Origin of the sequence: Oceanobacillus sp. FSL W7-1304, from assembly GCF_037969805.1 — a bacterium.
Classification (GTDB): Bacteria; Bacillota; Bacilli; order Bacillales; family Amphibacillaceae; genus Oceanobacillus; species Oceanobacillus profundus.
Genome location: NZ_CP150211.1, coordinates 107,529 through 121,826, shown reverse-complemented (window position 1 = coordinate 121,826; position 14,298 = coordinate 107,529). Strand labels below are relative to the sequence as shown.

General features: G+C 37.6%; 11 protein-coding genes. 2 read left to right on the top strand and 9 right to left on the bottom strand.

Annotation, left to right across the window (positions count from 1 at the left end):
- Positions 1 to 18: 18 nt before the first annotated feature.
- The 7 genes from priA to NYE61_RS00570 all read right to left on the bottom strand — a co-directional run bounded on the left by priA (position 19) and on the right by NYE61_RS00570 (position 9,798).
- On the bottom strand, positions 19 to 2,427 hold the full coding sequence (priA, locus tag NYE61_RS00600) for a primosomal protein N' (protein ID WP_095308542.1): 2,409 nt from the start codon (positions 2,425 to 2,427) through the stop codon (positions 19 to 21).
- Between the two features lie 2 nt (positions 2,428 to 2,429).
- Complete coding sequence (coaBC, locus tag NYE61_RS00595; RefSeq protein ID WP_095308541.1) at positions 2,430 to 3,632, bottom strand: bifunctional phosphopantothenoylcysteine decarboxylase/phosphopantothenate--cysteine ligase CoaBC; 1,203 nt, start codon at positions 3,630 to 3,632, stop codon at positions 2,430 to 2,432.
- A 761-nt stretch (positions 3,633 to 4,393) separates the two neighbouring features.
- On the bottom strand, positions 4,394 to 4,597 hold the full coding sequence (rpoZ, locus tag NYE61_RS00590) for a DNA-directed RNA polymerase subunit omega (protein WP_095308540.1): 204 nt from the start codon (positions 4,595 to 4,597) through the stop codon (positions 4,394 to 4,396).
- Positions 4,594 to 5,214, bottom strand: a complete 621-nt coding sequence (gmk, locus tag NYE61_RS00585) for a guanylate kinase (protein WP_095308539.1) — start codon at positions 5,212 to 5,214, stop codon at positions 4,594 to 4,596. The genes rpoZ and gmk overlap by 4 nt, the downstream gene beginning before the upstream one ends.
- Before the next feature lie 39 nt (positions 5,215 to 5,253).
- Positions 5,254 to 5,514, bottom strand: coding sequence for a DUF370 domain-containing protein (locus tag NYE61_RS00580; protein ID WP_095308538.1), 261 nt, complete (start codon positions 5,512 to 5,514; stop codon positions 5,254 to 5,256).
- A gap of 336 nt (positions 5,515 to 5,850) precedes the next feature.
- On the bottom strand, positions 5,851 to 6,717 hold the full coding sequence (locus tag NYE61_RS00575; protein ID WP_339316594.1) for a YicC/YloC family endoribonuclease: 867 nt from the start codon (positions 6,715 to 6,717) through the stop codon (positions 5,851 to 5,853).
- A gap of 426 nt (positions 6,718 to 7,143) precedes the next feature.
- Complete coding sequence (locus NYE61_RS00570; protein ID WP_118888948.1) at positions 7,144 to 9,798, bottom strand: cation-translocating P-type ATPase; 2,655 nt, start codon at positions 9,796 to 9,798, stop codon at positions 7,144 to 7,146.
- Positions 9,799 to 9,891: 93 nt separating this feature from the next.
- On the opposite strand from NYE61_RS00570, the gene NYE61_RS00565 reads away from it, so the two are divergent.
- Positions 9,892 to 11,604: an NFACT RNA binding domain-containing protein gene (locus tag NYE61_RS00565; protein WP_251658703.1), complete on the top strand. Its 1,713-nt coding sequence runs from the start codon at positions 9,892 to 9,894 to the stop codon at positions 11,602 to 11,604.
- Positions 11,605 to 11,745: 141 nt separating this feature from the next.
- Here the strand turns inward: NYE61_RS00565 and NYE61_RS00560 are convergent, their stop codons facing one another.
- Both NYE61_RS00560 and NYE61_RS00555 read right to left on the bottom strand, forming a co-directional pair.
- Positions 11,746 to 12,168 (bottom strand): organic hydroperoxide resistance protein, encoded by a 423-nt coding sequence (locus NYE61_RS00560; protein WP_095308533.1) that lies wholly within the window; start codon positions 12,166 to 12,168, stop codon positions 11,746 to 11,748.
- Positions 12,169 to 12,273: 105 nt separating this feature from the next.
- Positions 12,274 to 13,137: a LysR family transcriptional regulator gene (locus NYE61_RS00555; RefSeq protein ID WP_095308532.1), complete on the bottom strand. Its 864-nt coding sequence runs from the start codon at positions 13,135 to 13,137 to the stop codon at positions 12,274 to 12,276.
- Between the two features lie 123 nt (positions 13,138 to 13,260).
- On the opposite strand from NYE61_RS00555, the gene NYE61_RS00550 reads away from it, so the two are divergent.
- Positions 13,261 to 14,025, top strand: coding sequence for a class I SAM-dependent methyltransferase (locus NYE61_RS00550; protein ID WP_187393137.1), 765 nt, complete (start codon positions 13,261 to 13,263; stop codon positions 14,023 to 14,025).
- The last annotated feature ends 273 nt before the right edge of the window (positions 14,026 to 14,298 follow it).

The following is a 14,298-nucleotide window of genomic DNA, read 5'->3' as shown; positions in this document are numbered from 1 at the left end:
TCTATTCAATAGCTTGTCTTACATCATATGGTAAGGTTGCATATCGACGGTAATTAGCAAATCGTTTTTCCGTATGTCGTCTGCAAAAATAGCTTTTAATTTATTTAAATAGGTTCGTAAGTTTGGTTCGTTTCTATATTTTATCATGCATTGATAGCGATATCTATCTTTGATCCGCGGAATAGGAGACGGTGTCGGCCCTAATAATACCGTTCCATCTCCGACATGCTGCGAAAGCATTTGGACAATTTGTTGTGTTGTCTGGACAGCTTTCACTTGATTCTCATGAGAAACCGTTACAAGTGCTAAAAAATAATAGGGTGGATATTGAAAAGCTTTACGCATAGCCATTTCCCGTTTATAAAAGGTTTGGAAGTCATACTGACTTGCCAGCTCAATACTATAGTGCTCTGGTGTATATGTTTGAACGATTACCGTTCCAGGAAGTTCATGCCTTCCAGCACGACCGCTTACTTGCGTTAACAGTTGAAATGTTTTCTCTGATGAACGGAAGTCTGGAAGGTGCAGCATTGAATCTGCTGTCAGAACACCAACTAGTGTAACATTCTCAAAGTCTAGCCCCTTCGCAATCATCTGTGTTCCTAATAATATATCTGCTTGCTTTTCCCCGAATTGCTTTAACAGCTTTTCATGTGCGCCTTTTCTTCTAGTAGTATCAACATCCATACGAATCACTCTTGCTTCAGGTAGAAGCTTTGTTAATGATTCCTCCACACGTTGTGTCCCTGTACCAAAATAGCGAATTAAATCACTTTCACATTCTGGGCAGACAACAGGTACCCTTTCTTCATAAGAACAATAGTGACATTTCATTTGATTACTGTTTTTATGATACGTTAAAGCTATATCACAATGTGGACATTCTTTTACATGTCCACAGTCTCGACACATGATAAAAGTTGAATAGCCTCTTCGGTTAAGCAACAATACGATTTGTTCCCTATTTTCAAGGCATTGTTCCATCTTTTCCATTAAGTCTCTGGAAAACATTGTACGATTTCCAGCATGTAACTCCTGCCGCATATCAACTATCTTCACTTCCGGCATGTCCATCTGATTCGTCCGCTCACTTAAAGTTGCTAGCTGGTAAACGCCTTTACTGGCTCTTGCATAAGATTCTAAAGCTGGAGTGGCACTTCCCAAAATAACTGGGCAGCTATTGGTTTTCCCGCGATGAATAGCAACATCACGCGCATGATAGCGTGGCTGATCCTCTTGTTTATAGGTCGTTTCATGTTCCTCATCAATAATAATAATTCCTAAATTCTCGAATGGAGCAAAAACGGCTGAACGAGCCCCGACAACGACTTTCACTTCTTTTCGCTGAACTTTGCGCCATTCATCATATTTTTCTCCTGCTGAAAGCGCACTATGCATTACAGCAACCATGGAGCCAAACCTGCCTTTAAACCGGTTGACCATTTGCGGTGTTAATGAAATTTCCGGCACAAGTACAATTGCTTCTTTCCCTTTATTCAAGACTTCTTGAATCGCTTGTAAATAAATTTCTGTTTTACCACTGCCTGTAACCCCATGAATCAGGAAAACATCATGCTTGTCCGCTTGAACTGCATCATTAATCGGTGCAATTGCCTCCTCTTGTTGTTTGGTTAAAGTCAGTGGTGTTGTTCTCTCGAATTCACGATTTTGATAGGGGTCACGCATTACTTCCTGTTGGTAGGTTTCCAGCAAACCTTTATCAACGAGCGTCTTAACTGTACTTTTGGTGGTCCCTACTTTCTTTAATAATTCCTGCTGTTCAATCGGCTTTTCATATTCCATAAAAAACGAAAGGAGGAGTTTTTGCTTTTTCGCATTTTTGTTTAAATCGTGTAATGCTTCCTCTAACAAGTACATATCTTTTGTAGGTTTAACCATTGTTACATGCTTTTTGGTAATACGAGATTTCACAAGATAATCAACGGAAATATCTCCTGCTTCAATTAACTTTTGAAGCTGGTAGTAACGAATAGAGGCTGCTTCAAACTCCGCAAATGGAATGTAGTCTCGACCAGCAAATAATAGTTCAAACGCTTCAGGAAGCTGCTCCTCTGTCATACGCACAAGTTCCTTCTCATAGGTCGACTTTAATACTTGCGGAAGCATTGCTTGTAATGCAGTAATCGATAAGCTAAGCGTCTCATTAGCCACCCATTTTCCGAGTTCAAGCAATTCTTCTGTCAACACTGGTGTGAAATCTAAAACATTTATGATTTCTTTTAGTTTGGTAAAAGAAGATTCACTTACTCTATCTACAACAAACCCCATGATTTTACGGGGGCCAAAGGGGACAATTACACGCATCCCTACTGTAAGCATTTCTTGAAATTTTTCAGGTATTACATAGTCAAACGTTTGGTTCGTTGAACTTGACGGTACATCAACAATAACTCTAGCTATATTCAAATTCATTCATCCTTCATATCACGGTCAATAAATTCTAAGATTCTTGCTGCTACTTCCCTTTTTGAAGCTATAGAAACCTCATCTTGATGCATCGCTTTATTTAAATAGGTCACCATATTGGTATCCCCTTCAAAACCCGCACCTTCTGCTGATACATCATTCACAACGATGGCATCTAAATGCTTCTGCAATAACTTTTTCTCTCCGTATTCGAGTGGGTTATTTGTTTCAGCAGCAAACCCTACCAAGAATTGATTTGTTTTCATTTCACCAAGTGATTTTAGAATATCTTTCGTACGCTCCATTTCAATTTGCCAATTACCATCTTGTTTTTTAACTTTTTGTTCATGTACAAGTTTTGGTCTGTAATCTGCTACAGCAGCAGCTTTTATCACAATATCTTGGTCTGCAAAATGTGCGTGCATTGCTTTATACATATCTTCAGCAGTCAATACGCTAACCCGTTTAACCTTTGGGTGTGAAATACGCTCCGAAACAGGACCAGAAACAAGTGTCACTTCAGCACCTAGTTCTGCAGCAACTTCTGCAAGTGCATAACCCATTTTTCCTGAGGATCGATTTGTAAAAAAGCGTACAGGGTCAACCTTTTCACGTGTTGGACCAGCCGATATTAGCACCTTTTTTCCGGCAAGCATTTGCTCTTTAAGCTGATGACTTTCAACTGCTGCAATTATACTTTCAGGTTCTTCTAATCGACCTTTTCCAACATACCCGCAGGCTAAGTAACCTGCTCCGGGTTCGATAAAGTGGTAGCCCCAATCCTCAAGTTGTTTCATATTTTGTATAACTGCAGGATGGGCATACATATGAACATTCATTGCAGGTGCAATGTAAACATCCGCTTCCGTAGCCAATAGTGTTGTTGATAACATATCGTCAGCAATGCCATTTGCAAGTTTACCAATTATATTTGCGGTCGCGGGTGCAATAATTGCAATATCTGCCCAATCTGCAACGTCAATATGAGCAATTTTTTTTGGATTTTTTTCATCGAATGTATCAATATATACAGGGTTTCTTGATAAAGCTTGAAACGTTAATGGTGAAACAAATTTAGCTGCACTTTCTGTCATCATTACTTTCACATTTGCGCCTTTTTGAGTTAATTTACTGGCAAGCGCACATGCTTTATACACGGCAATTCCACCAGAAACTCCGAGTAGAATATTTTTTTGATTAACCATTTATTTTACCCCTTTCAAACCTAATATCTAGTTGGAAACATCCCTAAAACATACTATCCTTGTACTTAAGCAAGTTTAGTAAAAAATTGGACTACGAGTACTTTTCCTATCAAAATAAAGTTGTTGTTTTTACATAACAGGATTAAACTGCGAACAAATGTGCGATGGGGTATAGAGCCTTTGCACTGCTTTGGAAATACACTTCGCTCGTACTGGCTTATTGGCTATTACAACAACGTTATCAAAAACAAAAGCGTTGCTCTAACCAGTCCGGATGAGCGTAGGCCGGTGACTCCTCTAAAATAAAAACCAATTTTCTTCGTGCGATGTAAAAGCTGACGGAGCATTCCTTGTCCTGCGGGAATAACACGTGTCTGAAAACTCACGGGAAGTGGTTTTCTTCCGGAAAGACTGAAGCCGTGCGCTAAGGTGCGCATCCGTCTGAAGCGATTCCGGACGGCGACAGTTGCTCCTACCAAAGCAGTTAGTTCGCAATTGCCTTCAAATGCGATGATATGTAGTTACACTATTAATTATTATAAGCACTACCTTAGGCTCAGTTGGTTTTCTGTCAATTAAAGAACAGTATATCTTCTGTTTTTTTTCATTCGTTCAAGACGCATTTTTTATTATCACACTACAACTATTGCATTAATTTAGTTATAACATATCGCAATACATATATCTTGTATAAAGCTACTTTATAAATGACGCAATGACAAGAATACCCTCCGTGAGAAAAGAACGGAGGGTAAACTTCATTATTTATTATCTTTTGCAATATATAATTTTTCAGCTTCTATTTCTTCCAACGCCATTCCAACATACTTATGAGATTTTGGTTTTTCAATCATCATATCCTTTGTATCACTTAATTCTCTTGCTCGTCTTGCTGACAACGTAACAAGTGTATATTTTGATTTTATTTTCTCTTGCAATGCATCAATTGATGGTTCTAACATCATTTTAATTCATCCTCCAATATTTTTTTATACTGTTTAGCAACTCGTTCTCGTTTTAAATGCTCACTTTTAATAATTGCTTTTACCTTGTCTACCGCATGCTCAACACGATCATTTACAACAACATAATCATAAGCATCCATCATTTCAATTTCCTTTCGAGCTTCCTTCAATCGATTAACCACTAACTCCTGTGACTCAGTACCACGATTCACAATACGATTTTTAAGTTCTTCGAGGCTCGGCGGGAAAAGAAAAATAAATACGCCCTCAGGAAAGTTCTCTTTTACCTGTAAGGCACCTTGCACTTCAATTTCCAAAAAGACATCTTGCCCTTTGGCTAACGTTTCTTCAACATATTTACGTGGAGTACCATAATAATTACTTACATATTTCGCATATTCTAATAGCTGATTTTGCTCTATTAGCGTCTCGAATTCTTCAACGGATTTGTAAAAATAATCGATTCCATCGAGTTCACCCGGGCGCATATCTCTTGTTGTCATCGAAATGGAATATTGCAGTTCCGATGCTTCCTCAAATAGTTTTTTTCTTACTGTTCCTTTACCAACACCTGAAGGACCAGAAAGAATAAATAAAATCCCTTTCTCTTCAATCAACATAGTACCTCCTAAAGCTCTAAAGAATAGATGGATAATCTATTCATCTGAAATTTCATCATTGCTAATTACCCGTTGTCCAACCGTCTCCGGCTGAACAGCAGATAGAACGACGTGGTCACTATCTGTTATGATCACAGCGCGAGTTCGTCTTCCATATGTAGCATCTACTAATTTATTATTTTCTCTAGCCACTGTAATAATCCGTTTTATCGGTGCAGATTCTGGTGACACAATCGAAATAATACGATTTGCCGACACCACATTTCCAAAACCGATATTAATTAAACTCAAGCTCAACTGACTTCCCCCTTGCAAAAGTTCTTAGAAAACTTGGCATGCACCAGTAAATGCCTTCATTGCACTTATGCAAATAAGAAAGGTTTAGACTAACTTATCTGCCAACAAATTTCGCTTTGTTTTTTATATATTTTATTCACATACCGTAAAAAATCTATATACAATCTTATTATCAAGGCAAGATTATATATATTATACTTTATCCTAGTGGAAATTTACACTAAAAAATAAAACAGTAAAGGTTTATTGCATATCTTTCAAGGAATTTGATATGAATTGAAGCATTATTTTATATTAACTATATTTGCTCACAATGGTTTTCAGACAAAGCCTTTATTATTCTATATTTTGCACTTGTTCCTTCATTTTTTCGATCATACTTTTGAGCGAAACTGTCCATTCACTGATTGAAACATCAGTTGATTTTGAACCAATTGTGTTTGCTTCTCGGTGCATCTCTTGAATAATAAAGTCAAGTTTTCTACCTGCGGCTTCCTTGCTATTCATCGTTCTCTCAAAATGCTCGATATGACCTAATAGTCTTGTTATTTCTTCTGTAATATCCCCTTTTTCTGCCAGCAAGACAATTTCTTGATAGAATTTCCCATCTTTAGAAATTTCATCATCTACATAAACACGAATACGTTCCATAATTCTTTCTTGATATTCCTTACGTACGATATCTCTTTTCGTACGCAATTGTAACACCGTTTCAGTGATTGAACGGAGCCTTTCTGTCAAATCATTTGTTAAATAGACTCCTTCTTCCTGTCGCATAACCGAAACTTGCTTACATGCATCCAATGTTCCTTCCAGAATAAGCTGATGTACTTTTTCCAAAGAACCACCAGTATCCTTAATATGAAAAAAGTCTTGCATTGATGATAAAACTGTTAGTGGAATCTCACCATTCAAGTGGTATTTTTGCTTTGCTCTGTCGAGATGAGTCACATACTGATCTATTAATTCCCAATCTGCTTGTAGCGTTCGGTTGGAAAACCCATCTCCTTCAATGCTGATATAAACCTCAATTCGCCCTCGAGTAAACTGAGATTGAACGGTTTTTTTTAGTTTATCTTCTAAAAATAAAAAAGTCCGTGGTAGTTTGATTGCTATATCAAGAAACCGATGGTTCACACTGCGAATTTCAATTGTAACCATCGTATTTTCGATATGTAATACTTTTCTTCCATAACCCGTCATGCTTAACGGCATGTCAATCACATCCATCCTTTATTATACGTTAATCTCAAGAATTATAAACCTATTATACCATTTCATTTCGACAATCTCTCCGAATTTCACATGACATAATAGATATAAACAGCGAACGAAAGCACGTAATAATGAATTGCGCGCTACTCCGCTCCGGAAAACCCTTCACTTTCCGCTGGTGACCCGTGAGCCTCTTCGAACTTTGACCATGTGTCTGAAGACTCGTTGGAAGTGGTTTTCTTCCGGAGAGGCTGAAGCCGTGCCCTAAAGTGCGCATCCACCCGCTGTAATCCCGGACGGCAAATATTGCACAAATGCGATTTTAATTCACAGTTCCCTACAATTACGATGAAAACAAACAATAAAAAGCCCGAAAATGTTAGTTTTGCACATTATCAGGCAGAATGGTGTTGCTTATTTTTTTGTGAAGCCGAATAAAACGGTTGGGATTGCACTTAATCCGATAATTAGCAACCAATCTCTCAATGATAGACTGACAGTATGGAAAATCGGCTGTAAAGGCGGCCAGTATATGACTACTAATAATAAAAGCAAGGATGAAATTACTGCAAAAACAAGATAAATGTTCTCAAAAGGATTTCGAGCAAATACAGAATGTTCACTCCGGCAATCAAACACATGAATTAGCTGTGCCAGAACAAGAGTTGAGAAAGCAGTTGTTTGAGCAAACATTAAATTGTCCGGATTATTTTGATACGTAATCATAAATCCAATCAACGTAACAATCCCGATTAAAATCCCTCTGCTAATAATTTTATAGCCTAGACCTCTTGAAAAAATACCTTCCCTAGGATTCCTTGGTGAACGCTTCATCACATCTTCTTCCGCTTGGTCTAGCCCAAGGGCCATTGCCGGAAGACCATCTGTTACTAAGTTCACCCATAGAATCTGTACCGGAATAAGTGGTAAAGGCATTCCTAGTAACATCGCAAATAGCATAACAAGTATTTCACCTACGTTAGAAGCAAGTAAATATCGAATAAATTTCCGAATGTTTTCATAGATATTTCTTCCTTCTTGAATAGCGGACTTGATTGTAGCAAAATTATCATCCATTAAGATCAAGGAAGACGCTTCCTTTGTTACATCTGTACCAGTAACACCCATACTAATCCCGATATCACTTGCTTTAATTGCTGGTGCATCATTAACGCCATCTCCAGTCATTGCAACAATATGTCCTTTTTCTTGAAAAGCTTTTACAATCTTTAACTTATGCTCTGGTGTAACCCGAGCAAAGACATACGTATCCTCGATTACATTGCTAAGCTCCTCTGTTGACATTCGATTAAGCTGATGCCCTTCAAGGACAAGTCCATCTGTCGGAAGCAGCTGTAGGTTTTCGGCAATTGCTCTAGCTGTATTGACATGATCACCTGTAATCATAACTGTTTTAATTCCAGCTTCCTTACACTCTCTAATTGCAGACTTTACTTCTTTTCTTGGAGGGTCCATCAGACCATATAAACCAATAAGCGTCAATTCATCTTCCAATAGAGCTGAATCTAGTGACACATTATTTGAAATGTTTCTTATACCAATGGCAATTGTTCGTAAGGCCTTATTTGCCATCTCATTTATTGCACCTTCAATAAGTGCTTTGTTTTCCTTATTTAATAGCTTTCGACTATCTTTATCCATATAGAAGGCTGATCTAGGTAAGAGTACATCCGGTGCACCTTTCGTTATTAAAAAGCGCATTTGATTTTCGTCTTCTAGGACCACACTCATTCGTTTTCGGTCTGAATCAAATGGAAACTCTTTAATGATCCGAAATTTTTTACCAAGCTCATCTGTCAGTCCGAATTTTTTTGCCGCAACAAGAAGTGCACCGTCCGTTGGATCTCCATCAATATAATTTTTCCCTTTTTTCACTACTATCGAAGCGTTATTGCAAAGCATTCCATATGAAAGCATCGTTTCTAAATTTGGCAATGAAGGCTCTACTTTCTCACGATGCAGGAAAAAGTCACCTTGAGTCTGATAGCCATCTCCCGAAACATAAAGGTATTCCCCATTCAGGAAAATTTCTTTTACAGTCATTTGGTTTTCAGTCATTGTTCCCGTCTTATCTGAGCAAATCACCGATGCACAGCCAAGCGTCTCTACAGCTGATAATTTTCTTACAAGTGCTTTTTTACGAATCATACGTTGCACACCTAGTGACAAGGCTACTGTCACAATTGCCGGCAAACCTTCTGGTATCGCAGCAACCGCTAACGAAACCCCTGCCAGAAACATCTCATACATTGGATGTCCTTGTATCACTCCGAGGCCTACAACAAGTACAGTAAGGAGTATAGCGACAACGATTAATATCTTTCCGAGCTCTGCTAGTTTCATTTCTAGTGGTGTAATCATTTTTTTCGTATTCGCCATCAAAGATGCAATTTGCCCCATCACCGTGTTCATACCAGTTCCAACAACGATACCTACACCTGAGCCTCTTGTAATGAGTGTTCCCATAAAGCCCATATTGACTTGATCCTGTACATCCAGATCATCTTTAATGATTGCTGTTGCATGTTTCGCAACGGGAAGAGACTCACCAGTTAGTGCGGATTCCTCTGTTTCCATCCCATTTGATCGAATAATACGAATATCAGCAGGAATACGGTCTCCACTATTTACCTTAACAATATCCCCTACAACTACTTCTCTTGAGGATATTTTCTCCCAGCTCTCATTACGCAGCACATTTGCCATTGGAGCTGATAATTCTTTTAGCTTTTCCAGGGAATTTTCTGCCTTTTGTTCCTGGAAAAAACCGATAAAACCATTGACTAATACGATAACCATAATCGCAATAGCATCAACAAATTCTCCAAGCAATCCAGCAATTAGCGTAGCAGCGAGCAAAACAAGGACCATAAAATCCTGAAATTGCTTTAGGAAGATCAACCATTTGGATGTATTTTTCTTTGCTTCCAGAATATTTTCACCATATTGTTTTCTCCGCTCATTAGCCTGCTTTCCTGATAACCCTCTGTCTGCTGATACATGAAGCTTCTCCTCTACCTTTTCTGCATCTAACTGATACCAATTCATCTGCATTCCTCCGGCATTTAAATAGTACAAGCTAATTCCATATCTATGCATACTCATCCAAAAAAATGCTATAATTGCTTTTGAGGTGATGTTATGCCATTCGATGGAATTGTAACGAGAGCAATAACAGAAGAATTACAAGAAGAAATAGTACATGGGAAAATCAATAAAATATATCAGCCAACACAGACGGAGTTAGTTTTTACGATTAGAAGCCAAGGAAAAAATCATAGCTTATTGTTTTCTGTTCACCCCACCTATGCAAGATTTCATTTAACAGAAGATACATACACGAACCCAAAAGAGCCGCCAATGTTTTGCATGGTTTTAAGAAAACATCTTTCAGGAGCCATTGTTGAAGCAATTGAACAATTTCGCATGGAACGTATTGTAACCTTCACGTTAAAAACACGGAATGAAATTGGAGATATAAGTCATAAATTACTCGTAGTTGAGTTAATGGGAAAGCATAGTAATGTAATGATTGTTGATAAAGAAAAAGGACATATTATTGATAGCATCAAGCATATTTCCATGGCACAAAATCGATATCGTACGATTTTACCGGGGCAAGTTTATAAACTGCCTCCTTCACAAAATAAATTAAACCCACTTGAAATTGACGGAGAACAATTGATACGGAAACTTGATTTCAATGCTGGAAAAATTGATCAGCAAATGGTCGGAATCTTGGAAGGGTTCTCCCCATTAATTACAAAGGAAATTGTAGCGCGTACCAATTTCGGGTCTAATGAGGTTTATATTGAAAAATTTGCGGAAGTGCAGCAGCAGCTACTTGATCATGATTACACACCGGCAATTTACCGAGCCGGCAAAGAAGATTTTCACGTTATTCCAATCTCTGCTTTCAATGGAGAGACTACCGAATTTCAATCAGTTAATAAGATGTTGGATTCTTTCTTTTCCGGAAAAGCAGAGCGTGATCGAGTTAAACAACAAGCGAAAGACTTATATCGTTTTATCAAAAACGAAAAAAGCAAAAATGAACGTAAATTAAAAAAGCATCAGCAAACAATTAAAAAGGCAGAAAAAGCAGAGCATTATCAAAAGATGGGAGAACTACTTACTGCACATATGCACCTTGTTAAGCAAGGAGACCCGAGCATCAATGTGATTGATTATTATGATCCGGATCAAAGAGAGCTAACAATCGAGCTCAACCCAAATAAATCACCGAGTGAAAATGCTCAAGGATTTTATAAGACATACCAGAAGCTTAAAAACTCAAAACGGGTGGTTGAAAAAGAAATCATCCGTACAGAAGAAGAAATAAATTATGTTAATCAATTACTGCAACAGATAGACGTTGCACGGGTCGAAGATATAGAAGGAATACGTGAAGAACTGCGTGAAGAAGGATACTTGAAAAAGCAAAAATTTAGCGCTAAACACAAAAACAAACCAAGAATACCAGAACCTGAAACGTATATGGCGTCTGATGGTACTATAATTGTCGTAGGAAAAAATAACAAGCAAAATGAATATGCCACCATGAAGCTTGCCCACCGAGATGATACTTGGCTGCATACAAAAGATATTCCAGGTTCCCATGTTATCATTCGAGCAAAAGAGTATAGTGAACAAACACTTTTGGAAGCTGCTGAACTAGCTGCCTATTTCAGTAAGTCGCAGAATTCATCCTCTGTTCCGGTCGATTATACGAAAATAAGACATGTTAAAAAACCTAATGGGGCCAAGCCAGGGTATGTCACATACGATAACCAAAAAACAATCTATGTTACACCATCCAAAGATACTGTCGACAAATTAAGTAAAAAAAAATAGTGACAGAATCGAGAAAATCAAAAGCTGACTCGAAATCATTTCCGAAAATGAATTAGAGTCAGCTTTTTATAGCTTTAACTTTCGTGGAATAATTACAACCACTTATTATCGTCGAAGCGTTTTTAAATATAAACAACAATATTATACTACTTGTGGATTTAATTTCACTTCAATATTTCCTCTTGTAGCCTTTGAATATGGACATGCCTGATGGGCTTGTTCTGCTAAATCTTGGGCTTCCTCTGGATTTAATCCTTCGATTTCAATATTTAATGTCACACCAATTTTATATCCATTATCTGTTTCATCTTTCATAAAACTTACCTCTGCTGTTGTTTCTGAATCAATTTTTAGATTTTGCTTTGATGCAACTAAATTTAACGCTCCATCATAGCAAGCTGCATAACCAGCTGCAAATAATTGCTCTGGATTTGAACCTTGCTTATCATCTTTATTTGATGCGGGATTAACTAGTTCCAAATCGATTAAGCCATCATCTGATTTTACATGACCATCGCGTCCATTTGTTGCTGTTGCTTTTGCAGTGAAAATTACATCGCTCATTAACGTTCACTCCCCTTTCCCGTATTTACGTATACCATTCCTTTTCCACACCATTGTTAAACATCGTCTGGAAAATCATGATCGAATGGCAGAATTTAAGCGCCATCATGTGAGAAAAGTCGTATTCGTAAGTGCTGCTATAAATTTATCAACTTGTGGCAGCTTGCGGATTCCTTCTTGGTAGCTAAGCCACGTATAACGTGCTACAACCTCTCCGTCTAACTCTAGTGGGATATGCGGATATGTATCCATCAATGAAGAGGATACACTTTTAGGTAATACCGCCATGCCAATCCCCTGCTTCATAAATTGCTTACATGTTTCAATTTGATCTACGGTCATTGTTTTCAATGGTTTGATTTGATCTTGGTGATGATAAAGCCAATTATCTACTAGTTCATGCATACTGTCATCACTTTTAAACGAAATAAGCGGACGTTCTTTTATTTTATTATCAGGGAAGGGTTCTGTGTCAAACATATATAATGGATCATCAAAAAGTCTTATGGATGTTGTTTCCTTCAACTTTTCACCACGAATGATACAAACATGGTATTTTTTATGATCCCTTTTTATATCCTCACTAATTCCTGTAACAAGATCAATCGCCACTTTCGGGTACGCAGCAGTGAATTCCCCAAGAATGGCTGGGAGAAATCGTTGACTTATTAATGAGGAGCAAGCAATTGACAATGTTCCCTGGATATCTTTTCCTGTCTCTGATAATTTATTCTTTAACTCTCTTTCTCTTTCAACAACTTGTTTCGCATGCTCTAAAATAATTTCACCACTCGGTGTTGGCATAAGCCGTTTTGATGTTCGTATAAAAATCATCTCTCCAAAGTGCGCTTCAATGAATTTTAAACGCTGTGTTACAGCTGGCTGTGAAATAAGAATTAGCTTTGCTGTCCCTCTAATTGTTCCAACTTCATTCAATTTCAATAGTAACTCATAGTCATCGATTTTCATTAGAAACCCCCTGATAACTTTTTATGATTACTATTGATTATATATCAGTATTTTACTTATCGCACATATAAGCATAAAATAAATATAAGAATAATCTCAACTTTATAGAAGGAGGGAAATATTATGAAAGAAAAAATTAAAGTGCAGGAAATATTCGGCAAAAATAAAGAAGCCTATGTAACGAGCAGTACACATGCTGGCGGTACCGATTTAGAGCTGTTAAAGGAATGGTTAGAGCTAAAGTCAGACATGGTAGCATTAGATATTGCAACAGGCGGAGGGCATGTTACAAAGACTATATCACCATATGTTAAAACAGTAATTTCCACTGACATTACAAAGGAAATGCTAGAAAATACAGCCAATTATTTAAGTGATTTAACGAATACGCATTATGTTATTGCTGACGCGGAAAATTTACCATTTATCGATAATTATTTTGATATCGTTACCTGCCGTATTGCTGCACATCATTTTCCAGACGCAGGGAAATTCATTGATGAAGTACAACGCGTTTTAAAACCTTCGGGAAAATTTCTTTTCATCGACAATATTGCACCCGAAAATAAGCACTATGATGCGTTCATTAATGCCCTTGAAAAGATGCGTGATGATAGCCATATTCGTTCTCGAAAAATACCCGAATGGAAGTCGTTGCTTGAAAGAAATAAATTAAAACTGTTAAAAGAAACAAAGCGAAAAAAGACTCTTCCATATGCTGAATGGGTCCACCGAACTCTTGATTCTACAGACAAAATAGAAAAAGTATCCCACTACCTTAATGACGCACCTGAAACTATTCAGAATTATTATCAATTTAAATTTAATGCAGAAGGCGATATACAATCCTTTGCAATTGATGAATGGATGGCATTGTATGAAAAGTAATACATGAACTAGGATTGTAACAAAATAAATATTGCTTTATTTATATTTTATATAAACTGTGGATTAGTGTATTTAAATGGATTGTGCGTCTGCCCGCTCCGGAAATATACTTCGCTAGTATATGCTCACCAATTATTACTTGTGGTATTAATAAACACGATATCGATGCGCTTCCAGTCCGGGTGAGCGCAGGGCGGTGACTCCAGTGGGAATAGCATGTGTCTGAAGACTCACCGGAAGTGGGTTTCTTCCAGAGAGGCTGAAGCCGTGCCC